The organism is Mesorhizobium sp. M0768 (assembly GCF_040320195.1).
Classification (GTDB): Bacteria; Pseudomonadota; Alphaproteobacteria; order Rhizobiales; family Rhizobiaceae; genus Mesorhizobium.
On sequence record NZ_JAMYPD010000010.1, the window covers coordinates 74,652 to 97,003 of the forward strand.

Here is a 22,352-nt window from a genome sequence, read left to right on the forward strand (position 1 = left end):
CGAAGGGCGACGTCGTTAGGGAGAACTCCATGCTGAAACATGTGCTGAAGGCGACGGTACTCGCCACGACCATGGTCTTGGCTGCCGGTACGTTCTACACGCCGGCTTTCGCCGAGACCGTCTACAACCGCGGAGCCGCCGCCGAAGCGGAGACGCTCGATCCGCACAAGACCTCGACGGTCTACGAAGCCGATATCATACGCGACCTGTTCCAGGGCCTCGTGATGCATGACCAGAAGACGAATCTCATTCCGGGCGCCGCTGAAAGCTGGACGGTGTCCGACGACGGCACTGTCTACACCTTCAAGCTGCGCAAGGACGGCCTCTGGTCGGATGGCAGCCCGGTGACGGCGGACGACTTCGTTTATTCGTTCCGTCGGCTGGAAGATCCGGCCACCGCTGCGGAATACGCTTCCATGCTCTATCCAGTGAAGGGTGCCGAGGAAGTCAACACCAAGAAGGGCAAGCCGGAGGATATGGGCGTCAAGGCGATTGACGCAAATACCCTCGAAGTCACGCTCAAGGCGCCAACGCCTTACTTCCTGGAGATGCTGACCCATCAGGCGACCTATCCAGTTAACAAGGCGTCTATCGAAAAGCTTGGCGCCGACTGGATCAAGGCAGGCAAGCTGGTCTCGAACGGGGCCTTTACAGCGGCAGAGTGGATTCCCAACGACCATCTGAAGCTGGTCAAGAATCCGAAATTCTGGGATGCCGCGAGCGTCAAGTTCGACGTGGTCAACTACATCCCGACCGAGGATCGCTCGTCCGCGATGAAGCGCTTCGAGGCCGGCGAATTCGACAGTTACGGTGACCTGCCGACCGAACAGCTCGCCGATCTCAAGACCAAATTCGGCGACCAGGTCCGTGTCGGGCCATATCTCGGCATCTACTATTACGCGATCAAGACCGACAAGGCGCCTTGGGACAACGTCGAACTGCGCAACGCTATCTCGATGGCGATCGATCGCGACTTCCTCGCTGAAAAAGTCTGGCAGAATTCGATGCTGCCCGGCTATTCGATGGTCCCTCCGGGTATCCAGGGCTACACGCCGGCACTGGCCAAATACGCCGACATGCCGCAGATCGACCGCGAGGACGCTGCCAAGAAGATCCTCGAGAAACTCGGCTATACACCCGAGCATCCGTTGAAGATGCAGATCCGCTACAACACCTCGGAAAACCACAAGAACACCGCTGTCGCCATCCAGGAACAGTTGAAGCCGCTTGGCGTCGAGGTCACGCTGCTCAACACCGACACCAAGACCCACTACTCCTTCCTCGAGCAGAAGGGCGACTACGATGTGGCGCGTGCCGCCTGGATCGCCGATTACAAGGACCCGGAAACCTTCCTCGGCATATCTCGCAAGGCCAGCGGCAACAATTATTCGAGCTATAACAGCCCGAAATTCGAGGCGGCCATGGACAAGGCTGCCGCCGCCGGCGGCAAGCCCGACCAGCGCATGAAGGAACTCGCCGAGGCCGAGCGCGTCCTCGTCGACGACGTCGGCGAGATCCCGCTTCTCTACTACAGCTACCACGACATCGTTTCCTCGAAGCTGCACGGCTTCGACGACAATGTGATGGACATCCATCCGTCCCGCTTCATCAGCAAGGACTGATACCTTAGCCAGGCCGCCGCGCGACTCAATGCGCGGCGGCGCCGGTTTGCCATCGCATCGGCCCGGGAACCGGATTCGATTTTCGACAATGTCGGTGCGAAGATTTGAAGGCTAGAGCGCAATCGTCCAGCCGGACGCGCGCTGCTCTGGATCAAGCGGGGCATCGATGCTGCGATTCGTTTTCCGGCGGCTCCTGACCGCCATCCCGACGCTGTTCGTCATCGTGACTATAGCGTTCTTCCTGATACGCGTCGCGCCGGGCGGCCCGTTCAACCAGGAGCGGGGCCTGAGCCCCGAGATCAGGGCCAATCTCGAAGCCCAGTTCGGGCTCAACGACCCGCTCTGGCTGCAGTACCTCCATTATTTAGGCAATCTTCTGCGCGGCAATTTCGGCCCCAGCTACAACATGCCGGATTTCACCGTCGGCGAGCTGTTCAGGGAAGGCCTGCCGATCTCGATCCAACTCGGCGCTTCGGCGCTCGTTCTGGCGCTGCTCCTCGGCAGCGTGCTCGGCACTGTTGCCGCGCTCAACCAGAACAAGCTTGCCGACTATTCGGTGATCGCGCTGGCGACCGCCGGCAGCACCATACCGACCTTTGTCATCGCGCCGGTAATCCAGCTTGTATTCGGATTGACCTGGAAGCTGCTGCCGATCGGTGGCTGGGGCGACGGAGCCCTCATCAACAAGGTCGGCCCGGTACTGACGCTCGCTCTGCCGCAGATCGCCATCGTTGCCCGCCTGATGCGCGGCTCGATGATCGAATCGCTGCACTCGCATCACATCCGCACCGCGCGCGCTCTCGGCCTGTCCGACTGGTCGGTCGTCGTCAAGCATGCGCTGCGCGGCGCCATCCTGCCGATCGTCTCCTTCACCGGTCCGGCAGCCGCAGCCCTTCTCACCGGCTCGGTCATCGTCGAGACCATCTTCTCTATCCCGGGCATCGGCCGCCATTTTGTCGTTGCTGCACTCAACCGCGACTACACGCTGGTGATGGGGACGGTGGTGGTCATCGCGCTCTTCACCATTGTCTTCAACCTGATCGTCGACGTCCTCTATGGGGTCGTCGATCCGAGGGTGCGCTATGACTGATATCGCAGTTGCCGCACCGGTCGTCGGCCGGTCCCTTTGGGGTGACGCCTGGGCGCGCCTCAAGGCCAATCGCGCGGCCATGTTCAGCCTCTATTATCTTGCCTTCATCGCCGTCATCAGCGTGTTTGGGCCCTATCTCGTGCCGCACCAATACACCACCATCTATGCCGACTATGTCCGTACGCCGCCGAGCTTCTCCGCCTATCCGAAGGCCGACATGATCGAAGGCGCTCTCGATGAGGCGATCAGGCGTATGCGCGTCGACATTACGGAGTGGCGGCAGGAGGACAGCCGTGTGTTCGTTACCGTCAAATCGTCCAAGCCGATCGATGACCGCAACATTCGCTACCTTGATCGTTCCGATACCTTTGATGACACAAAGATCGAGAGCAAATCGCCGGACGGTCTCGAAATGGTGATGAGTGCCTCGATCAAGCAGCAATATTTCCTGTTCGGCACCGACAATACCGGCCGCGATCTCCTGTCCCGAACGCTGATGGCCGGGCGCATATCGCTAGCCATCGGCCTGCTTGCCGGCATTGTGGCCGTGGTTATCGGCGTGCTCTATGGCGCCACCGCCGGCCTTGCCGGCGGCAGGGTCGACGAGGTGATGATGCGTGTCGTCGACGTGCTTTATTCTTTGCCGTTCATCTTCTTCGTCATCATGCTGGTGGTGTTCTTCGGCAGGAACTTCGTGCTGATGTTCCTGGCGGTCGGCGCGGTGCTGTGGCTCGACATGGCGCGCATCGTTCGCGGACAAGCGCTGTCGATCCGCCGGCAGGAATATGTCCAGGCGGCGGAAGCGATGGGCGTCGGCCAGCGAGGCATTCTGCTGCGCCATGTGATCCCCAATTTGCTCGGGCCGGTGGTGATCTACATGACGCTGCTGGTGCCGCAGGTCATTATCCTGGAGAGTTTTTTGTCGTTCCTCGGGCTTGGCGTCCAGGAGCCGATGACCAGCTGGGGCGTGCTGATCTCGGTTGGCGCCCAGAACATCGGCTCGGCCAACTGGCTGCTTCTTTTCCCGGCCTTCTTTCTCGTCTCCACGCTGTTCGCGCTGAATTTCGTCGGCGATGGGCTGCGCGATGCGCTCGACCCGAAGGATCGTTGAGATGGCTGCTTCCGATACCATTCTCAGCGTCAAGGACCTTCGAGTCCGCTTCCGCACCCTCGACGGTGTGGTGGAGGCGGTGAAGGGCATCAATATCCACGTCAAATCAGGCGAAACCGTCGCCGTCGTCGGCGAATCCGGTTCCGGCAAGAGCCAGACGATGATGGCGGCGATGAGCCTGCTCGCCTCGAACGGCGAAGCCAGCGGCACAGTCGATTATCGCGGCCGCAATCTTTTGACCTTGAGCAAACCCGAGCTCAACAAGATCCGCGGCCGCAAGATCAGCATGATCTTCCAGGAGCCGATGACGTCGCTAGACCCGCTCTATTCGATCGGCAACCAGCTGATCGAGCCGATCCGCAAGCATCGCGGACTTGGCGCCGCCGCGGCGCGCGAGGAGGCGCTCAAGCTGCTGCGGCTGGTCCATATTCCCGATCCGGAGCGGCGGATGAAATCCTATCCGCACGAGTTGTCGGGCGGTCAGCGCCAGCGCGTCATGATCGCCATGGCGCTGGCCAACGACCCCGACATACTGATCGCCGACGAGCCGACGACCGCGCTCGACGTCACCATCCAGGCGCAGATCCTCATGCTGCTCGCCGAATTGCAGCGCAAGCTCGGCATGGCGATCGTCTTCATCACCCACGATCTCGGCATCGTCCGGCGCTTTGCCGATCGGGTCTATGTGATGCGCTATGGCGAGGTGGTCGAGGAGGGCGAGGCGGAAGCGATCTTCGCCAACCCGCAGCACGGCTACACCAAGATGCTACTTGCCGCCGAACCGACCGGCACCAAGGCGCCGCCGCCTCCGAATGCCCCTGTCCTGCTTGAAGGCAGAAACGTCGAGGTGACCTTCAAGATCGGCGGCGGATTTCTTGGCGGCGAGCCGCTGCTGCTGCGCGCCGTCGATCGCATTTCGATACGGCTGAAGCGCAACCAGACGATCGGCATCGTCGGCGAATCCGGCTCGGGAAAATCGACGCTCGGCCGTGCCTTGCTGCGGCTCCTGCCCAGCGACGGTATCATCCGGCTTGGTGACCGCGACATTTCCCACGCCGACCGCCAGGCGATGCGGCCGCTGCGGCGCGAATTGCAGCTGGTTTTCCAGGATCCGTTCGGCTCGCTGTCGCCACGCATGACCGTCGGCCAGATCATCACCGAGGGGCTCCTGGTCCACGAGCCCAATCTGTCGGGCAGGCAGCGCGATCTCCGCGCGGTCGATGCCTTGCTCGAAGTCGGGCTCGACCCGAACACGCGCAACCGCTATCCGCATGAATTCTCCGGCGGTCAGCGGCAGCGCATCGCCATTGCGCGCGCCATGATACTCAAGCCTAAAGTGGTGGTGCTGGACGAGCCGACCTCGGCGCTGGACCGCTCCGTGCAGAAGCAGATCGTCGAATTGTTACGCAAGCTGCAGGCCGACCACGAACTGTCCTATCTGTTCATCAGCCACGATCTCGCCGTTGTGCGCGCCATGGCCGACTACATCATCGTCATGAAACAGGGCAAGATCGTCGAGGAGGGGCCGGCCGAGGCGATCTTCAGCAATCCGCAGGCAACCTACACACAGACACTGATGGCCGCGGCCATCGATGTCACGCGATTTCGCCTGAGCGCATAGCCTTGCTGGCGATGCGCCACATGTCGACGTCGCACAGCACAGGCCACATGGCGCGGGTATAGCGAAGCACATTCGGGGTGACATCGTCGCCGAGCCCGGCTTCCACGCGGCAGGTGCGGAACGCCTTCTCGATGCGCTTTGTCGGTTCGCCCAGGCTGTCATGGACGACCGGCCCGCAGTCGCAATCGATACGCTTCCAGCGGCGCATATGGGCGATCAGCCGTGACGGCAGTCGCGTCGGCGGACGCCATTTCTTGCTTTTTTTCGCGTGCTGATCTTTGCAGTAGAGCACGCCGCGGCCTAGGTCCGGCCAAGCTTCTGCGGCCTCGCCATCCCAATTGAGTTGCAGGATTGAACGATGTCGGCAGCCAGTGTAGAGCCCCACAATGATAAAGCGGCAGAGATGAGCGTACTGACCGTGCTTCCGGCGCAGCCGCAATGCCGCGCGCAGCAGTCCCGCTGCTTCCTCGCGCGTCAGCCAGCGCTCGCGCGCTGCTGGTTTGTCTGGCAAGGTGACGGACGGCTTCGGATCGAGACCGTATTCCTTGGCCCAAAAGTTGATCGCCGAGCGGAGGTCCTCAAGATCGCGACGCGGGCCTGATGTAAAGTCCTTGTCTCGCCACGCCGGGAGTAACGCACGGCGGGTCTCCATCGCCGCAGCGTTGAGCTTGGCGATTCGCTCACGCTCTACCCGATTGCGCTCGCGCGAACGGTGCTCGACATAGGCGCGGCAGCGATCTCCATTGATGTTGGCGACCGGCTCGGTGCCGAAGAATTCGTTCAGAAAACGCATCCTGGCGAGAAATTCCTTGCGACCGGCAATCTTGGCCTGGCGTGCTTCGGTATAGGCGGCGAGGATGTCACCGACAGTCAGGCGGCGGGCATCGGCCCTGGAGATCGGGCGCTGATATTTGCCTGCGGCGGCAGGCCCGAGTTGAGGGCGCAGCATACCTGAAGCGCTAGACACCGCTCCCGTGCGGGCATGATGATGGGTCGTCACAATGGTCCCCTTTTTTGCTCCGAAGTTGTTCGTCCTGCGGACGGGGATCACTAGAAGAGGCGACAAGACCGGCTTTGCAACAAGCAAAATGGGCGATAGTGCCGTGAGATGCAAAGACTTGCGAAAGGCGGCGCAGAATCGCGCCGGCTTGGCTTTCCCGCCGGACGACGAGTCTTGGTGCATTCCCGGAGGGTAGCTGACAGCCGCATCAAAATGGTGGCTCGGGCTATCCCATGTTCCGGTTGCAACTGAGGTGTAAATCTCACGCCGGCCTTCACGGGACGATTTGGCGTTTCGAAGCGGGGGAGGTTTCCGGTGCCTTGGAAATCTCGCTTTTTTCGGTGACGAACATGCGTTAGCAATAGCCGCGATCCGATGCCACTGCGGGCACCGCGTAGCCTCTCCTCGGCCAAACCTCTTTTTGTCGAATGTACAGGCGCAACTTGGAAGAGCCCCTACGAGCCCTGAGCCATTGCCTCCCGGGTTGGACAATGTTTTTTCTGGTCGGAGTGGCAGGATTTGAACCTGCGACCCCATCGTCCCGAACGATGTGCGCTACCAGGCTGCGCTACACTCCGTGACCAGACCGCGGGCTTATAGCCGCCGAGTTTGGTTACTGCAAGCGCCAATGGCAGCGCTTCTGTCGCATTTCTTTCGCTTTCGCCGCCACGTCATACAGGTTTCAGTTTCCTGTCGCACAAACACGGCTTAAAGGGCATCTGGGTAACCGTCCACTTGCCTCGAAGCACCTGATTCAGCCGCCTGGAGTTTGCAGCCTTGTCGATGAAGATCGTTAGCGATGCCAGACCAAACACATTCGAGTTCGAAACCTCGGCGCTCGTCATGCCGTCCGGGTTTCGCGAATATGATGCGCGCTGGTGGTTCGGCCATCCCGGCTCGAACGAAACGCCGGAACTCAATCTAATCGGCGTCCAGGCGCTCGGCATGGGGCTCGGCACGCTGATCCGTCGCCTGGGTGCCGGACCCGACATCGTCACCGGTCACGATTTCCGCTCCTATTCGCTTGCCATCAAGCTGGCGCTGGTTTCCGGGCTGATGGCGGCCGGCGCACGGGTCAAGGATGTCGGGCTTGCCCTGTCGCCGATGGCTTATTTCGCCCAGTTCGCGCTCGACACGCCGTCCGTCGCCATGGTCACTGCCTCACACAACGAGAATGGCTGGACCGGCGTCAAGATGGGCGCGGCGCGTCCGCTGACCTTCGGTCCGGAGGAGATGAGCGCGCTGAAGGCGATCGTGCTGTCAGGCGATTTCGACCTTGTCGGTGGTGGCTCCTACGCCTTCGTTGCGGATTTCCGCAAAACCTACCTTGACGATCTGACCGCGGGAAAGCGTATCTCCAGGAAGCTCAAGGTGGTGGCCGCCTGCGGCAACGGCACCGCCGGGGCTTTCGCTCCCGAGGCACTGGAAAGTATCGGCTGCGAGGTCATCCCGCTCGACGTCGAGCTCGATCATACGTTTCCCAATTACAATCCCAACCCCGAAGACATGCAGATGCTGCACGCCATTCGCGACAAGGTGCTGGAAACGGGCGCCGATGTCGGGCTAGGCTTCGACGGCGACGGCGATCGCTGCGGCGTGGTCGACAATGAAGGCAACGAGATCTTCGCCGACAAGGTCGGCGTCATGCTGGCGCGCGACATTTCGCACCTCTATCCCGGCTCGACTTTCGTCGTCGACGTCAAGTCGACCGGATTGTTCATGACTGACAAGGTGCTGCAGGAGAATGGCGCGGTCACCGACTATTGGAAGACCGGTCACTCCTATATCAAGCGGCGGGTGGCCGAACTCGGCGCCGTTGCTGGTTTTGAGAAATCGGGCCACTTCTTCTTCAATCCTCCGATCGGCCGCGGCTATGACGATGGCCTGGTCACGGCCATCGCCATCTGCCAGATGCTGGATCGCAGCCCGCAAAGCAGCATGGCTGACCTCTATCGCGATCTGCCGCTGACCTTTGGCACGCCGACCATGTCGCCACACTGCGCCGACGAGCTCAAATACGGCGTCGTCGAGCGCGTCGTAGGCGACTTTCGCAAGATGAAGGACGAGGGCACGGTCTTCGCCGGCCAGAAGATCGGCGAACTGATCACCGTCAACGGCGTCAGGGTCGTGGCGGAGGATGGTACATGGGGGTTGGTGCGGGCATCATCGAACAAGCCGGAGCTTGTGGTGGTGGTGGAGAGCCCGGTATCGTCCGAGCGGCGCCGGCAGATGTTCGAAGCCGTCGATGCGGTGCTGCGCCGCAGCCCCGAAGTCGGCGCCTACAATCAGACTTTTTGAACGCGGGGCTTGTTTTCATGATCGAACGGATCGTCAGTTTTGTGATGAGCGGCGGCGTCGGCTCGCGGCTGTGGCCGTTGTCGCGCGAGGACAATCCCAAGCAGTTCCATGATTTCTCGGGCGACGGCTCAATGCTGGCCAAGACGCTGCGCCGGCTGACCGCGCGGCCGGAAGGCGAAACGCCGGTTTTCCTGATTGCCTCGGAAAGGCATGCCGACCGCGTTCATGCCGACATTGCCGGTCACGAGCTTTCCGGCGGCGGCCCGCTGTTCGAGCCGACCGGACGCAACACCGCCGCGGCCGTCGCCTTGGCAAGCCTGCGCACGCTGTCGGAATTCGGCGACAGCCTGGTGCTGGTGGTGCCGTCCGATCATGAGATCGCGACGCCACAGCAATTCTGGCGGAGCATCGAGGCCGGCACGGCGGCCGCGCGCCAAGGCAGGCTGGTTGTGTTCGGCATCAAGCCCGCCCAACCCGAGACCGGTTACGGCTACATCGAGGTGGCCGGCGAGCGCGATGGCATCTGCGATGTCTCGCGTTTCGTCGAAAAACCCGATCTCGCCACGGCGCAGAGCTATCTCAAGGCTGGCAATTTCTACTGGAACACCGGCATCTTCCTGTTTCGCGCAAGTGCCATGCGCGACGCGTTCATGGCCTTCCAGCCCGACATCTGGAGCGCCACAGAGGCTGCCTACCAGGCTGCGACATCGGATCTTTCCGGCCTCTACATGCCTCTGGATCTCTATGCCGCCATCCCATCGACATCGATCGACTATGCGATCATGGAGCGCGCCAGCGGCATCGCCATGGTGCCGGCCGGCTTTCGCTGGAACGATCTCGGCTCCTGGCAATCGCTGCTCGACGTCGGCCCCTCCGACACGCAGGGCAATGTCATCGTCGGCGATGTCGTCGCCATCGATTGCGAGAACTCCTATATCCGCAGCGACGGCCGCCTGCTGTCGGCCATAGGCCTGAAGGACGTCGCCATCGTGTCGACCGCCGACGCCACTTTCGTTGCACCGGTCAGTCACAGCCAGAACGTCAAGAAGATCGTCGAGCAGCTCGAAAAAAGCGGCCGCCTTGAGACCAGGTTCACGCCCGCCGACGACCGCGTCATCGAAAGCGGCGCCTGGCAGCGCCGCGTGCACCATTGGCTGTTCGAGGAGACGGTGCCCTTATGGTCGACGGTCGGCGTCGATGAGCGCCACGGCGGGTTCCACGAGGCGCTCGGCTTCGATGCCGCCCCTCTGATGAAACCCAAGCGCATGCGCACGCAGGCCAGGCAGATCTACGCCTTCGCCGTCGCCAAGGCGCGCGGCTGGAACGGCCCGGCCGATCGGCTGATCAGCCACGGCCTCGAATTCATGGCCAGGCACGGGCGTACCGACAATGGCGGCTGGGTACGCACGCTCAACGTCGACGGCACCGTCGCCGACGCCGCCGAGGATGCCTATGACCATTCCTGCGTGCTCCTGGCGCTGGCGCATGCCCATATGTGCGGCAATCCCGATGCGTTGCGGCTTGGCCAGGAGACCTTTGCGTTCATCGACGCGCATCTCGAGGACGAACGCCTGACCGGCTTCCGCGAGACCTCGAGCGGCGAGGGCGAGCGCCGCTCCAACCCGCACATGCATCTGCTCGAGGCATTCCTGGCCTGGCATCAGGCGACCGGCGAGCGCGCCCATCTTCGTCGCGCCGCGCGCATCGTCGATCTGTTTCGCAGCCATTTCTTCGACCCGGAAAGCTGGACGCTGGGTGAGTATTTCGACCATGAATGGCGGCCGACCCCTGGTGAGAAGGGCACGTGGACCGAACCCGGCCATCATTTCGAATGGGCCTCGCTGCTGGTCGACTTCGCCGGCCGCAGCGGCCAGAGCGGCTTGACCGGCCTTGCGCGGAAGCTCTACGCGTCGGCGATCGCCAATGGCCTGAACCGCGCCACGGGCCTCGCCTACGGCGCCGTCTCGCGGCAAGGACTGCCGCTCGACCGCGTCTCGCGCAGCTGGCCGCAGGCCGAAGCGATCAAGGCGGCGATCGCGCTGGACGGTTCGGGCGGTCCCGACCTGAAGCCGGAGATCGAAGCACGGGTCGGCCGGCTGTTCCGCTGGCACATCAATCCGGCGCCGCTCGGCCTGTGGATCGACCGCATCGACGAGCGTGGCCGCTCCTTGGCGAGCGAGGTGCCGGCCAGCATCTTCTATCATCTCGTCTGCGCGCTGACGCAGTATCTGGACGGCACGGCGCCCAAGGATCAGTACGGGCTGGCGACATCCCCGGTCTCGACATAGACCGACTTCAGCTGCGAATAGAGCGCCAGTGCCGCGAGCGAATTCTCGCGGCCGATGCCGGATTGCTTGAAGCCGCCGAAGGGGATTTCGACCGGCGTCAGATTGTAGGCGTTGATCCAGCAGGTGCCGGCCTGCAGTTCGGCAATGACACGATGGGCGCGCGCCAGGTCTCGCGTGAACACGCCTGCGGCGAGGCCGAATTCGGTGTCGTTGGCGCGATCGATCACCTCGTCCTCGCTGTCGAATTTCAGCACGCTCATAACCGGCCCGAAAATCTCCTCGCGGGCGATGCGCATCGTGTCGGTGACACCGGTGAACACCGTCGGCTCGACGAAGAAGCCGCCCTGAAAACCCTGCAGCGAAGGCACGTTGCCGCCGCAGGCGAGCACCGCGCCATCCTGCTTGCCGGCCTCGATGTAAGAGACCACCTTGTCGTGCTGCGCCTTCGAGACCAGCGGCCCCATCTGCGTGTCCGGATCGAGCGGATCGCCGATGCGGATTTTCTTCGTCCGTTCGGTCAGCCTCTCGACGAAACGGTCATGGATGCTACTCTGCACGAAGACCCGCGTGCCGTTGGAGCAGATCTGGCCGGTCGAATAGAAATTGCCGAGCATCGCGCCGCCGATGGCGTTTTCGAGGTCGGCGTCTTCGAAGACGATCAGCGGCGACTTGCCGCCGAGCTCCATCGTCGCGTGCTTCATCTTCGAGCCGGCGAGCGACAGCACTTTGCGGCCGGTCGGCACCGAGCCGGTCACCGAGACCTTGGCGACGACATCGTGGCCGACAAGGCCGGCGCCGACATCGCCAAAACCCTGCACCACGTTGAACAGCCCGTCGGGCAGCCCGGCCTCGGTATAGATTTCGGCGAGCGCCAGCGCTGATAACGGCGTGTTTTCCGATGGTTTGAAAACCATCGCATTGCCCATTGCGAGGGCGGGTGCGGATTTCCAGCCGGCGATCTGGATCGGATAGTTCCAGGCGCCAATGCCGACGCAAACGCCGAGCGCCTCGCGCCTGGTATAGGCAAAGGGTCCGCCGAGATCCACGGCCTCGCCATTAAAGGCGGCGACGGCGCCGCCGAAATATTCCAGGCAGTCGGCCGCCGACGGGGCGTCCGCAACCAGCGTCTCCTGGATCGGTTTACCAGTGTCCAGCGTCTCGATGCGCGCCAGATCGGCATTGCGCGCGCGCAAAATGTCGGCGGCGCGGCGCAGGATGCGGCCGCGTTCGACCGGCTTCAGCCGCGCCCAGGCCGGTTGTGCTGCACGCGCGGCCTCGATCGCGAGCTCCAGCACGTTCGGCGTCGCCGAGCGCAGCATGGCGATGGTCTCGCCGGTTGACGGATAGATAACCGGCAGCGCTGCGCCGCGCTCGTCGTCGATATAGCGGCCGTTGACATAATGCGATGCCGTTGGCTGGGCGCGCATGACTGTTCTCCAAATCGTTGTCGCGGCATGAGGACTGTGCGTCCGCCGGATCATGGCCTATCTGTCCGACACCTGCCAGCGCGGATTGATCCATGGTTCCTGGTTGGAAGGTGGCAGCGGCGTACGCCCGAGAATGTGGTCGGCGGCTTTCTCGCCGGTCATGATCGACGGAGCGTTGAGATTGCCATTGGTGACGCGCGGGAAGATCGAGGAATCGGCGACCCGAAGCCCTTCGACGCCAATGACGCGGCATTCCGGATCGACGACGCTCATCGCATCGTCGGCACGGCCCATCTTGCAGGTGCCGCAAGGGTGGTAGGCGCTTTCGGCGTGGTCGCGAATGAAGGCGTCGAGCTCTTCATCCGATTGTACATGCGAGCCCGGCGACAGTTCCTTGCCGCGGTACGGATCGAAGGCCGCTTGCCCGAAGATCTCGCGGGTCAGCCGGATGCAGTGGCGGAACTCCGTCCAGTCGTCCGGATGCGACATGTAGTTGAAGCGGATCACCGGCTTCGATTTGGGATCGGGCGAGCGCAGCGTGACCGAACCGCGCGACTTCGACCGCATCGGCCCGACATGCGCCTGGAAGCCGTGCGCCTTGGCCGCCGCCTTGCCGTCATAGCGGACCGCGGCCGGGATGAAGTGATACTGGATATCGGGATAGTCGACGCCGGCGCCCGAGCGTACGAAGGCGGCCGCCTCGAAATGATTGGTGGCGCCGAGGCCGGACTTGAAGAACAGCCATTGTGCCCCGATCAGCGCCTTCGAGAACGGGTTCAGCACCGAGTTCAGCGTGATCGGCTTCGTCGATTCCTGCTGGATGTAGAGTTCCATATGGTCCTGCAGATTGCGACCGACGCCGGGCCGGTCGACAATCACCGGGATGCCGTTCTCCCTAAGGTGCTGGCCAGGGCCGATGCCGGATAGCATCAGGATCTTGGGCGAGTTGATCGAGGACGCCGCAACGATCACCTCACGCCGCGCTCTGACCATCTGAATCCGTTTGCGCACTTCGATCTCGACGCCGGTGGCGCGTTGATTCTCGATGATTACCCGCCGGGCGAAACCCTTGACCAGACTGACATTTTTCCGCCTGAGTGCCGGCCTGAGGTAGGCGCTCGCCGCCGACCAGCGACGACCGCCGCGAATGGTCTGCTCCATCGGCCCAAAGCCTTCCTGCTTCGCGCCGTTGTAGTCGTCGGTCAGCTCGAAACCGGCCTGGCGGCCCGCCTCGACGAAGGCGCCGTAGAGTGGGTTCGTCCTCGAGCCGCGCTGCACAGTCAGCGGGCCGCCGTGGCCGCGCCAGCCATTCTCGCCGCCTGCGCTGTCCTCCATGCGCTTGAAATAGGGGAGCACGTCGGCAAAGCCCCAGCCGGCGGCACCCTGTTCGGCCCAATGGTCGAAGTCACGTGCATGGCCGCGCACATAGACCATGCCGTTGATCGAGGATGAGCCGCCGATGACCTTGCCGCGCGGCGTCGCTAGCACGCGGCCGCCGAGATACGGCTCCGGCTCGCTGACGAAGCCCCAGTCGTAAAGGCTCATATTGAGCGGGATCGACAGCGCCGACGGCATCTGGATCAGCGGCCCGATATCGCTGCCGCCATATTCGATGACGATCACCGAATGCTTGCCGTCCTCCGACAGCCGGTAGGCCATGGCCGAGCCGGCCGAGCCGGAGCCGATGATGACGAAATCCGCTTCAAGCATGGTTCATATGCGCCCATGGTTCATATGCGCCATGAAATCGGCGAGCGAGACGTTGCCGCCGGTTGCCATCACCAGAACGGTCCTGCCGGTTATGTCGACCTTGCCGCCGAGCACCGCCGCCAGCGAGGCAGCGCCGGATGGCTCAAGCACCAGCTTCATCCGCTCGAAGGCAATGTGCATGGCGCGCCGCACCGACGCATCATCGACAGTGACGCCGCGAACGCCGGCGGTCGTCACCGCTGCGAACGGCGCGTCGCCGGGCCGCCGCGACATCAGCCCGTCGCAGATCGATCTCGGTCCGATCGGCATGGTTTCGATGGCGCCATGCGCGAGCGACGAGCCCATGCCGTCAAAACCTTCCGGCTCGACGCCGATGATCTCCGTGGCGGGCGACAGATAGTGGAAGGCCAGCGAAACGCCACCTATCAGCCCGCCACCGCCGACCGAACAGAACAAGAGATCGGCCTCCACTTGCCTGGCGGCGAGCTGGTCGAGTGCCTCCAGTCCGGCGCCGGCCTGGCCGGCGACGATCTCCGGATCGTCGAACGGGTGCAGCAGCGCCAAGCCATCGCTCGCGGCGATCTCACGCGCTCTGGCGGCGGCGACTTCCTCACGCGCTCGCTCGCCATGGTCGGTTAGCACGACACGCGCGCCATACCCCGACGTGGCATCGCGTTTGGCGGCCGGCGCGTCGATCGGCATGACGATGGTGACGGGAATGCCAAGCGCTTGGCCAGCCGCCGCTAGCCCCTGCGCAAAATTGCCGGAGGAGTAGGCGACGACGCCCTTTTTGGTTTCGTCAGGCGAGAGCTTCTTCAGCCGCCAGTAGGCGCCGCGCACCTTGAACGATCCTGCCCATTGCAGCGATTCGGCCTTGACGAAGATGCGGGCGGCGCCGGTCTCGCGGGCAAGTGCCGCCGATTCCAGGAGCGGCGTGACCTGCGTCGCCTTGGAGGTGACGGCATAGGCCTGCCTGAGATGGTCGAGCGAGGGGACGAGATGGTCTGCCATCATTCGCCTCGCGGAAAGCGCTTCTGCTCTTCGAGAAGGTCGAGGTTCATGTGGTTGCGCATGTAGCGCTCCGATGCCTTCTGCAGCGGCTGGAATTCCCAGGGATAATGGGTGCCGTTGCGCAGCGCCGGGTAGACCACCCAGCGGCGTGCCTGGCTGGCACGCACCGCTGCATCGAACGCCGCCATGTCCCAGCGCGCCCGCACCTTGTCGGAGAAAGCGGTCACCAAAGCCGCATTGGCCGGATCGGCGGCGAGGTTGGTCGATTCCAGCGGATCCGATTCAAGATCAAACAGTTGCGGCGGATCGATCTCGCAATGGATGAATTTGTAACGGCCCTCGCGCAGCGCCACCATCGGCGCGTTCGAGCCTTCGGCGGCATATTCCATCAGCACCGGCGCGGAGCGCTTCTTTCCATTCAGCAGCGGCAGCAGCGACTGGCCGTCGGTCCACGGCGCAATCGCGCTGATGTCGATGCCGGCGAGGTCGCAAAGCGTCGGCGTCACGTCGAGGTTGGAGACCGGCGTGTCGATCAGCCCGGCGGCGATGCCTTTGCCGGCGATCATCAGCGGCACCCGCACCGAACCTTCGAAGAAGCACATCTTGAACCACAGGCCGCGCTCGCCGAGCATGTCGCCGTGATCCGAGCAGAACAGGATGATCGTGTCGTCGAGCATGCGCGTGCGCTCGAGCACCGACAGCAGCTCGCCGAGCTTGTCGTCGAGATATGAGATGTTGGCGAAATAGCCACGGCGCGCGCGGCGGATCTGCTCCGCTGTGATGTCAAAGCTGTCATAGTCGCTGGCGCGGTAGAGCCGCCGCGAATGCGGATCCTGCCTTTCGTAAGGAATAAAGCCGACCTCAGGCTCGAGCGCCGGGCAGTCCTCGTAGAGGTCCCAGTATTGCCGCCGTGCGACGTAAGGATCGTGCGGATGGGTGAAGGAAACCGTCAAGCACCAGGGCCGATGTGCGGCATCGTCGGAGACGCGGGCAAAATCATAGAGCTTCTGCACCGCATGGAAGGCGACCTCGTCGTCATATTCCAGCTGGTTGGTGATCTCGGCAGTACCGGCGCCGCTGACGGAGCCGAGATTGTGATACCACCAGTCGATGCGCTCGCCGGGTTTGCGATAGTCGGGTGTCCAGCCGAAATCGGCCGGATAGATGTCGGTGGTCAGCCGCTCCTCGAAACCGTGCAACTGGTCCGGCCCGACGAAATGCATCTTGCCGGATAGGCAGGTGTGATAACCTGCGGCGCGCAGATGATGGGCGAAGGTCGGGATCGAAGACGCGAATTCGGCGGCGTTGTCATAGACCCCGGTGCGTGACGGCAATTGGCCGCTCATGAATGCGGCGCGGCCCGGCGCGCAGAGCGGCGAGGCCGTGTAATTGTTGCAAAAACGCGCCGAACGCGCGGCGAGCGCCTTCAGATGCGGCGCGTGCAGGAAGTCCGCCGGCCCATCCGGAAACAGCGTTCCGTTGAGCTGATCCACCATGACGATCAGGATGTTGGGTCGCTTGGATGTCACTGCTTCTGCCGTCCGCTGAGCTTCGTTTCGAGATAGTCCTCGACCAGTGCAATCGCGGTCGCGGCATCGGGAACACCGTCCTTCAGCGCGCGCCTGATATAGAGCCCGTCGATCAGCGCCGCCGTCGCTTCGGCGACCCGGTCGGCCTCGCTTCTCGGCAGGATGCCGGTCAGCCCGCTGAGCAGATTGGAATGCAGCCGCCGCGCATAGACCTTGAGCAGCCGTCGAAGTGCTGCCGATTTTTGCGCCTCGACATAGAAGGCGAGCCAGGCGGCGATCGTTTCGGGCTGGAACTGGATGTCGGAAAAATTGACCGCGACCACCGCCGAGACGCGCTGGCGCGCCGTGCCGGCCGCGCGAAGTGCACGGCGCGTATCGGCGGTGAGCTCGCTCAGGATGTGCCGCATCGTCGCCAACAGCAATTCGTCCTTGACGCCGAAATAATGGTGGGCAAGCGCCGAGGACACGCCGGCGCGCCCGGCGATTTCCGACATCGTCACATCAAGCGAACCGCGCTCGCCGATCGCCGAGATCGTTGCATCGATTAGCGCCCTGCGGCGCAACGGCTCCATTCCGAGTTTCGGCATTCTTGCTCCGGCCTATTGGGGCAAGATTATTTTTTATTGACGCATCAATCAACAAAAATCCACCCTGATTTGCTGGCAAAAGCCAGGCACTATGACCAGATGATCAAGATCAAGCGATTGTGCGGTTCTGGCCCCTTCGCGAGGCCGGCAGAACGGTTCATGCTTGAACAATGCTGATGCGCGCGCAGTATCGCGTAGCCCGGTCCACAGAATGGAGATCGCCATGACAGCATGCATCGTCGGTTGGGCGCATTCGCGCTTCGGCAAGCTCGAAGGCGAGACGCTGGAGGGCCTGATCACCAAGGTGGCAGTCGAGGCGCTCGATGATGCCGGCATCGGTCCAGATGACGTCGACGAGATCGTGCTCGGCCACTTCAACGCCGGGTTTTCCGCCCAGGATTTCACCGCGAGCCTGGTCCTCCAGGCCGACGACCGGCTGCGCTTCAAGCCGGCGACCCGCGTCGAGAACGCCTGCGCCACCGGCTCGGCGGCGGTCAGGCAAGGCATCCGCGCCATCGACGCCAATGCCGCCCGTATCGTGCTGGTGGTCGGCGCCGAGCAGATGACGACGACGCCCGGTCCCGAGATCGGCAAGAACCTGCTCAAGGCCTCGTATCTGCCGGAGGACGGTGACACGCCGGCAGGTTTCGCCGGCGTCTTCGGCAAGATCGCCCAAGCCTATTTCCAGCGCTACGGCGACCAGTCGGATGCGCTGGCGATGATCGCCGCCAAGAACCACAAGAACGGCGTCGACAATCCCTACGCGCAGATGCGCAAGGATTTCGGCTACGAGTTCTGCCGGCAGGAAAGCGAAAAAAACCCCTTCGTCGCCGGTCCGCTGAAGCGCACAGACTGCTCGCTGGTGTCGGACGGTGCCGCCGCGCTTGTCCTTGCCGACACGGCCACGGCGCTGAAGATGCGCCGCGCCGTCGCCTTCCGCGCCAATGAGCATGTGCAGGATTTCCTGCCGATGTCGAAGCGCGACATTCTCGCCTTCGAAGGCTGCGAGCAGGCGTGGAACCAGGCGCTGAAGCAGGCGGGCGTGACGCTCGGCGACCTGTCCTTCGTCGAGACGCATGACTGTTTCACCATCGCCGAACTGATCGAGTATGAGGCGATGGGCCTGGCAAAGCCGGGCGAGGGCGCCAAGCTGGCCCTGGATGGCGAGACGGCGAAAAACGGAAGGCTGCCGGTCAATCCGTCCGGTGGACTTAAGGCCAAGGGCCACCCGATCGGTGCCACCGGCGTATCGATGCATGTGCTGAGCGCCATGCAGCTTGTCGGCGAGGCGGGCGGCATCCAGGTGCCGGGAGCAAAACTCGGCGGCATCTTCAACATGGGTGGTGCCGCGGTCGCCAACTACGTTTCCATTCTCGACCGGATCAGATAAACCCGCCCGCATTGCGGGAGGTGACATGACAAATCCGGTTCTGGTCGAAGTCTTGCGCGGCGCAATCGTCGAGAGTGCCCATCGCGGCGCTGTTGCCGTCTTCGACGCCGGCGGCAAGCCTGTCTGGGAGATCGGCGACACGGCACAACCGGTGTTCCCGCGTTCGGCGGTCAAGGCGATCCAGGCGCTGCCGCTGGTCGAGAGCGGCGCTGCCGATGCCTACGGCTTCGGTGATCGGGAGCTGGCGCTGGCCTGCGCCTCGCATTCCGGCGAGCCGCCACATGTCGAGCTGGCGCGCGCCATGCTGGCGAAGGCCGGCCTGGACGAGACGGCACTCGAATGCGGCGCGCATTGGCCGTCGAGCCATGGAGCGACGTTGGCACTTGCCCGCGCCGGCAGCGTGCCGAACGCGCTGCACAACAATTGTTCCGGCAAGCACTCGGGCTTTCTCTGCACCTGCGTTCACAGCGGCATCGCCCATCGTGGTTACGTCAAGGCTGGCCATGCCTCGCAGGAGATGGTGCGCGAAGCGATGCAGGCGGTGACCGGTGCTGCCCATGACGCCGATCACCGCGGCACCGACGGCTGCTCGATTCCGACCTATGCCGTGCCGCTGCGCAGCTTTGCCCTTGGCTTTGCCCGCATGGCGACAGGTGCCGGGTTCGAGCCGGTGCGCGCCCGGGCGGCGAAGCGGCTGCTTTCCGTCTGCATGGCCGAGCCGTTTTTCGTCGCCGGCACGGGCAGGTCCGATGTCGCGATGATGGACGCCGCACCGGGCCGGATTTTCGTCAAGGGAGGCGCCGAAGGTGTTTTTTGTGCAGCCCTTCCGGAGCTTGGCCTTGGCATCGCGCTGAAGTGCGACGATGGCGCCGGCCGCGCCGCTGAAGTGATGGTCGCGGCCGTGCTGGCTAAGCTTTTGCAAGCCGACCAGGCGCTCGCAGCGAAACTGACCGAACAGGCAAATCCGCCTATCGAGAGCCGGATCGGCGCCAAGGTTGGCGCGCTCCGGCCGACGGCCACCTTCAACTGACGTGGTTGCGCTCGACGGTCAAATGCGCATAGCCGGTATTGCCTGATGCAGCGAGGTCGCCGGTCACCGGCTCGGCCCAGCGTTGGCCGACGATCGCGCCGTTCTGGACTCCGTCGATGACATTGTCGGAGATGATTGCCGTTCCGGCACCTTCGACCACGGTGACGACGATGCCGGTCCCCGCCTTGCGGATGACGTTTCCCGTGGCGACCACATTGCGCATGAACGGTCCCCAGCCGATCTGCATGCCGCAGAGCGGCGCATTCTCGATGACGTTGCCGGAAACGGTGGTGTCGGCCTCGACGCTGATGCCGACGCCGAAGCCGGGCGCGTCGGCAGGGTAGGGGCCGCTGGTCGACAGATTGCGGACGATGTTGCCGGAGCACACGCCCATGCGGCCGCCCTCGTTGAAATTGACGATCGAAATGCCGTTCGCGGCGCCATCGACGATGTTGTTGCCGATGACGGCGCCTTCGAACGAGAATTCGGAATACACGGCCGTCTCGCCCGAACGCGAGCAGGTGTTGCCGGTGACCTGCAAATTGCTGGAAGTGTTGGCGCGGATCGCCGAGAACGCGCAGTCCGAGACAATATTGCCGGAGATGATGACGTTGCCGGCGCGGAACGCATTGATGCCGTTGCCGTTCTGGCCGGCTCCGCCGCTGCGCGCCTGGATGCGCTCGATCCGGTTGCCGCTGACGATGGTGCCGTCTTCAGCCGCCTGCCAGCGGTGCACGAGAATGCCGCCATTGGCGCAGTCGGAGACGCTATTGCCTGATATTTCCAGGCCATCGGCCTCGACCGAATAGATGCCGGCATCGGCCGCACCGGATATCTCCGAGCGCTGGATTCGGCCCGAGGCGTGCTCGAGCGCCAGACCGTTCTTGCCGCTGCCGGTAAGCTGGCAATTGTCGACGACCAGATGGGCGATGCGGCGCAGATCGAGCAGGCCTTGCGTGTAGTCGCCCATCCAGCGGTTGCTGCCATCGAACACCAGCCCGCTGAGTTCGATATGCTCGGCCCGTTCGGCCATGATGAGATGGCCATTGCCGCCATAGACGATCCGCGATGCGCCCGGCACGCCGGACAGGCGCACCCGGCCGGGCAGCGACAGGTTGGAAACGATATAGATCCCCGGCGGCAGGAACACCGGCATGTCGCGGTCGTGCGCGTCGCGCAGCAGCTTGGTGAAAGCCTTGCTCTGATCGTCAAGCGCACCGGGCCGGACGCCGAGCTCGGTCGCGTTGATCGCGCCACGCATCGCGGCTTTCTCGATGCCGGGAAGGTTTTTCGCCGCTGCCTTGCCGAGCGAAAGCCCCATGACGGCAAAGCCGGCGGTCTGCGCAAGCAGCGTTCGTCTGTTCAACATCGGCACAGATTCCTTGCGTTCAACGGTCGCGCCGCAGGATTCGTGCCAGACAGGATCGGCCCGGATCGGCTCCGACGTCGGTTCGCCGGCTACGGCTTGTGGAGTCGTCGCGTCAGGCATAAGTTCGATAAATGAGCAGGGCTTTCACCCGCGAGGAAGACAGCGAAAACGCCATCGCCGGCATCGGCGAGCGGCCGATCAGTCATCACCGTAATCTGGTGACGGAACGCGGCCTGACGCTGATCGATGCGGAGGTGGCCGCTCTGCGCGACGAACTGGGCAGAGCCGAAAAGAGGGCCGACCGCGAGCGCATCGCGCTGGTGTCGCGTGATCTCCGCTACTGGACGGCGCGGCGCGAAAGCGCCGAGCTTTCGGTGCCGGAACCGGGCAGCGACATGGTTCGCTTCGGCATGGGCGTCACGCTGGAAAGCCACGACGGCAAGAAGGTGCACTGGAAGATCGTCGGCGAGGACGAAGCCAATCCCGCTAAGGGGACAATTTCTCATATGTCGCCGATGGCGATGGCCTTGTTCGGCAAGAAGGTCGGCGAAGTTGCCGTGGTCAATGGCAAGGAATGGGAGATCGTCAAGCTCTCCGACAGTTAGTCTTCGAGCTTGACGACATGATCGCGGAAGAACGCTGAGGCGCCGGCCTCGTCGATTTCGCCGGCGGCGACCATCATGACCAGTTGAATAATGTCCGCCTGCTCGGCTTCGATGCTCAGCCCGTTGAAATAAAGGAACAGATCGGCCGCCGCAAAAGCCGTGCGCTTGTTGCCGTCGACGAATGGATGGTTCTTGGCAATGCCGAAAAGATAGGCGGCTGCGAGTTCACAGAGATCGGGCTCGCCATAGATTTCTCTTTGCTGCGGCCTGTAAAGCGCCGACTCCAGCATTCCTTGATCGCGGATTCCCGCTGCTCCTCCGTGAAGGCGCAACTGCTCGGCGTGAAGCGCCTCCACGAACTCCCTCGAATGATGCTCGGTCATTTTGCGAGCGCGCGGTAGGCAACCTCGTACTTCTTCATCCGTTCACGCGCTATCTTCATCTTGCTTTCGAATTTCTCGGGATCGCTTTCAAGCCGACGAAGCCGAAGTTCGCCTGCGTTCTCGGCGGCCACAAGCGTATCTCCTGCCCGAACATTTAGCCGATCAAGCACTTCCCGAGGCAAGATCACACCTTCGGAATTGCCGATTTTACGCACGGTAATGTTCATTGAAAACTCCTTCAGTCTCCCTTCGCACTGCTAGTTGGACTGAGCACCGGCTCA

The 22,352-nt window shown here is 63.2% G+C and carries 18 protein-coding genes and 1 tRNA gene; 9 read left to right on the plus strand and 10 right to left on the minus strand.

Annotated features, from left to right (window positions below; all coding sequences use genetic code 11):
* Positions 1-29 precede the first annotated feature (29 nt).
* The 4 genes from NKI08_RS15510 to NKI08_RS15525 all read left to right on the plus strand — a co-directional run bounded on the left by NKI08_RS15510 (position 30) and on the right by NKI08_RS15525 (position 5,444).
* Positions 30-1,622, plus strand: a complete 1,593-nt coding sequence (locus NKI08_RS15510) for a peptide ABC transporter substrate-binding protein (protein ID WP_352770570.1) — start codon at positions 30-32, stop codon at positions 1,620-1,622.
* A 166-nt stretch (positions 1,623-1,788) separates the two neighbouring features.
* Entirely contained in the window at positions 1,789-2,712 is a 924-nt protein-coding gene (locus NKI08_RS15515; protein ID WP_352770573.1) for an ABC transporter permease subunit, read from the plus strand.
* Positions 2,705-3,823 carry an ABC transporter permease gene (locus NKI08_RS15520; RefSeq protein WP_352770575.1) on the plus strand — a complete coding sequence of 373 codons (1,119 nt, stop codon included), beginning with the start codon at positions 2,705-2,707 and terminating at the stop codon, positions 3,821-3,823. Before NKI08_RS15515 ends, NKI08_RS15520 begins: the two co-directional genes overlap by 8 nt.
* A gap of 1 nt (position 3,824) precedes the next feature.
* Positions 3,825-5,444 (plus strand): ABC transporter ATP-binding protein, encoded by a 1,620-nt coding sequence (locus NKI08_RS15525; RefSeq protein WP_352503453.1) that lies wholly within the window; start codon positions 3,825-3,827, stop codon positions 5,442-5,444.
* Here the strand turns inward: NKI08_RS15525 and NKI08_RS15530 are convergent.
* Positions 5,419-6,393 (minus strand): site-specific integrase, encoded by a 975-nt coding sequence (locus NKI08_RS15530; protein WP_352770577.1) that lies wholly within the window; start codon positions 6,391-6,393, stop codon positions 5,419-5,421. The genes NKI08_RS15525 and NKI08_RS15530 overlap by 26 nt on opposite strands.
* 552 nt (positions 6,394-6,945) lie before the next feature.
* Positions 6,946-7,022 (minus strand) — tRNA-Pro (locus NKI08_RS15535).
* A 205-nt stretch (positions 7,023-7,227) separates the two neighbouring features.
* Here NKI08_RS15535 and NKI08_RS15540 point away from each other — a divergent pair.
* Positions 7,228-8,742: a phosphomannomutase/phosphoglucomutase gene (locus tag NKI08_RS15540; protein ID WP_502899610.1), complete on the plus strand. Its 1,515-nt coding sequence runs from the start codon at positions 7,228-7,230 to the stop codon at positions 8,740-8,742.
* A 17-nt stretch (positions 8,743-8,759) separates the two neighbouring features.
* Positions 8,760-11,030, plus strand: a complete 2,271-nt coding sequence (locus NKI08_RS15545) for an AGE family epimerase/isomerase (protein WP_352540729.1) — start codon at positions 8,760-8,762, stop codon at positions 11,028-11,030.
* Here NKI08_RS15545 and betB read toward each other — a convergent pair.
* Genes betB through betI form a run of 5 tightly spaced genes read right to left on the minus strand, consistent with a single transcriptional unit; the run spans position 10,994 to position 17,294 of the window.
* Positions 10,994-12,457 carry a betaine-aldehyde dehydrogenase gene (betB, locus tag NKI08_RS15550; protein ID WP_352770581.1) on the minus strand — a complete coding sequence of 488 codons (1,464 nt, stop codon included), beginning with the start codon at positions 12,455-12,457 and terminating at the stop codon, positions 10,994-10,996. The two genes, NKI08_RS15545 and betB, sit on opposite strands and share 37 nt — an antisense overlap.
* Before the next feature lie 57 nt (positions 12,458-12,514).
* On the minus strand, positions 12,515-14,167 hold the full coding sequence (betA, locus tag NKI08_RS15555; protein ID WP_352501752.1) for a choline dehydrogenase: 1,653 nt from the start codon (positions 14,165-14,167) through the stop codon (positions 12,515-12,517).
* A gap of 3 nt (positions 14,168-14,170) precedes the next feature.
* Positions 14,171-15,178 (minus strand): pyridoxal-phosphate dependent enzyme, encoded by a 1,008-nt coding sequence (locus NKI08_RS15560; protein WP_502899611.1) that lies wholly within the window; start codon positions 15,176-15,178, stop codon positions 14,171-14,173.
* Positions 15,178-16,707, minus strand: a complete 1,530-nt coding sequence (gene betC, locus NKI08_RS15565; protein ID WP_352770587.1) for a choline-sulfatase — start codon at positions 16,705-16,707, stop codon at positions 15,178-15,180. The genes NKI08_RS15560 and betC overlap by 1 nt, the downstream gene beginning before the upstream one ends.
* On the minus strand, positions 16,704-17,294 hold the full coding sequence (gene betI, locus NKI08_RS15570) for a choline-binding transcriptional repressor BetI (RefSeq protein WP_352770589.1): 591 nt from the start codon (positions 17,292-17,294) through the stop codon (positions 16,704-16,706). Before betI ends, betC begins: the two co-directional genes overlap by 4 nt.
* Positions 17,295-17,517: 223 nt before the next feature.
* Here betI and NKI08_RS15575 point away from each other — a divergent pair, with 223 nt between their 5' ends.
* Together NKI08_RS15575 and NKI08_RS15580 are read left to right on the plus strand one after the other, a co-directional pair.
* A complete protein-coding gene (locus NKI08_RS15575; protein WP_352770592.1) occupies positions 17,518-18,684 on the plus strand; it encodes an acetyl-CoA acetyltransferase in 1,167 nt (388 codons plus the stop codon).
* A 25-nt stretch (positions 18,685-18,709) separates the two neighbouring features.
* Positions 18,710-19,714, plus strand: a complete 1,005-nt coding sequence (locus NKI08_RS15580; RefSeq protein ID WP_352770594.1) for an asparaginase — start codon at positions 18,710-18,712, stop codon at positions 19,712-19,714.
* Here NKI08_RS15580 and NKI08_RS15585 read toward each other — a convergent pair.
* Positions 19,707-21,083, minus strand: a complete 1,377-nt coding sequence (locus tag NKI08_RS15585; protein ID WP_352770597.1) for a TIGR03808 family TAT-translocated repetitive protein — start codon at positions 21,081-21,083, stop codon at positions 19,707-19,709. The genes NKI08_RS15580 and NKI08_RS15585 overlap by 8 nt on opposite strands.
* A 131-nt stretch (positions 21,084-21,214) precedes the next feature.
* Here NKI08_RS15585 and NKI08_RS15590 point away from each other — a divergent pair, with 131 nt between their 5' ends.
* Complete coding sequence (locus NKI08_RS15590; protein WP_352501759.1) at positions 21,215-21,688, plus strand: GreA/GreB family elongation factor; 474 nt, start codon at positions 21,215-21,217, stop codon at positions 21,686-21,688.
* Here the strand turns inward: NKI08_RS15590 and NKI08_RS15595 are convergent.
* Together NKI08_RS15595 and NKI08_RS15600 are read right to left on the minus strand one after the other, a co-directional pair.
* Positions 21,685-22,071: a type II toxin-antitoxin system death-on-curing family toxin gene (locus NKI08_RS15595; RefSeq protein WP_352501760.1), complete on the minus strand. Its 387-nt coding sequence runs from the start codon at positions 22,069-22,071 to the stop codon at positions 21,685-21,687. The genes NKI08_RS15590 and NKI08_RS15595 overlap by 4 nt on opposite strands.
* Positions 22,068-22,298, minus strand: a complete 231-nt coding sequence (locus NKI08_RS15600) for an AbrB/MazE/SpoVT family DNA-binding domain-containing protein (RefSeq protein ID WP_352770601.1) — start codon at positions 22,296-22,298, stop codon at positions 22,068-22,070. The genes NKI08_RS15595 and NKI08_RS15600 overlap by 4 nt, the downstream gene beginning before the upstream one ends.
* Positions 22,299-22,352 lie beyond the last annotated feature (54 nt).

What these genes read in the sequence shown, in the direction of transcription:
- NKI08_RS15510 (WP_352770570.1), top strand. Translation starts at nt 30, where the DNA reads ATGCTGAAACATGTGCTGAAGGCGACGGTACTCGCCACGACCATGGTC.
- NKI08_RS15515 (WP_352770573.1), top strand. Translation starts at nt 1,789, where the DNA reads ATGCTGCGATTCGTTTTCCGGCGGCTCCTGACCGCCATCCCGACGCTG.
- NKI08_RS15520 (WP_352770575.1), top strand. Translation starts at nt 2,705, where the DNA reads ATGACTGATATCGCAGTTGCCGCACCGGTCGTCGGCCGGTCCCTTTGG.
- NKI08_RS15525 (WP_352503453.1), top strand. Translation starts at nt 3,825, where the DNA reads ATGGCTGCTTCCGATACCATTCTCAGCGTCAAGGACCTTCGAGTCCGC.
- NKI08_RS15530 (WP_352770577.1), bottom strand. Translation starts at nt 6,393, where the DNA reads ATGCTGCGCCCTCAACTCGGGCCTGCCGCCGCAGGCAAATATCAGCGC.
- NKI08_RS15540 (WP_502899610.1), top strand. Translation starts at nt 7,228, where the DNA reads ATGAAGATCGTTAGCGATGCCAGACCAAACACATTCGAGTTCGAAACC.
- NKI08_RS15545 (WP_352540729.1), top strand. Translation starts at nt 8,760, where the DNA reads ATGATCGAACGGATCGTCAGTTTTGTGATGAGCGGCGGCGTCGGCTCG.
- betB (WP_352770581.1), bottom strand. Translation starts at nt 12,457, where the DNA reads ATGCGCGCCCAGCCAACGGCATCGCATTATGTCAACGGCCGCTATATC.
- betA (WP_352501752.1), bottom strand. Translation starts at nt 14,167, where the DNA reads ATGCTTGAAGCGGATTTCGTCATCATCGGCTCCGGCTCGGCCGGCTCG.
- NKI08_RS15560 (WP_502899611.1), bottom strand. Translation starts at nt 15,178, where the DNA reads ATGGCAGACCATCTCGTCCCCTCGCTCGACCATCTCAGGCAGGCCTAT.
- betI (WP_352770589.1), bottom strand. Translation starts at nt 17,294, where the DNA reads ATGCCGAAACTCGGAATGGAGCCGTTGCGCCGCAGGGCGCTAATCGAT.
- NKI08_RS15575 (WP_352770592.1), top strand. Translation starts at nt 17,518, where the DNA reads ATGACAGCATGCATCGTCGGTTGGGCGCATTCGCGCTTCGGCAAGCTC.
- NKI08_RS15580 (WP_352770594.1), top strand. Translation starts at nt 18,710, where the DNA reads ATGACAAATCCGGTTCTGGTCGAAGTCTTGCGCGGCGCAATCGTCGAG.
- NKI08_RS15585 (WP_352770597.1), bottom strand. Translation starts at nt 21,083, where the DNA reads ATGTTGAACAGACGAACGCTGCTTGCGCAGACCGCCGGCTTTGCCGTC.
- NKI08_RS15590 (WP_352501759.1), top strand. Translation starts at nt 21,215, where the DNA reads ATGAGCAGGGCTTTCACCCGCGAGGAAGACAGCGAAAACGCCATCGCC.
- NKI08_RS15595 (WP_352501760.1), bottom strand. Translation starts at nt 22,071, where the DNA reads ATGACCGAGCATCATTCGAGGGAGTTCGTGGAGGCGCTTCACGCCGAG.
- NKI08_RS15600 (WP_352770601.1), bottom strand. Translation starts at nt 22,298, where the DNA reads ATGAACATTACCGTGCGTAAAATCGGCAATTCCGAAGGTGTGATCTTG.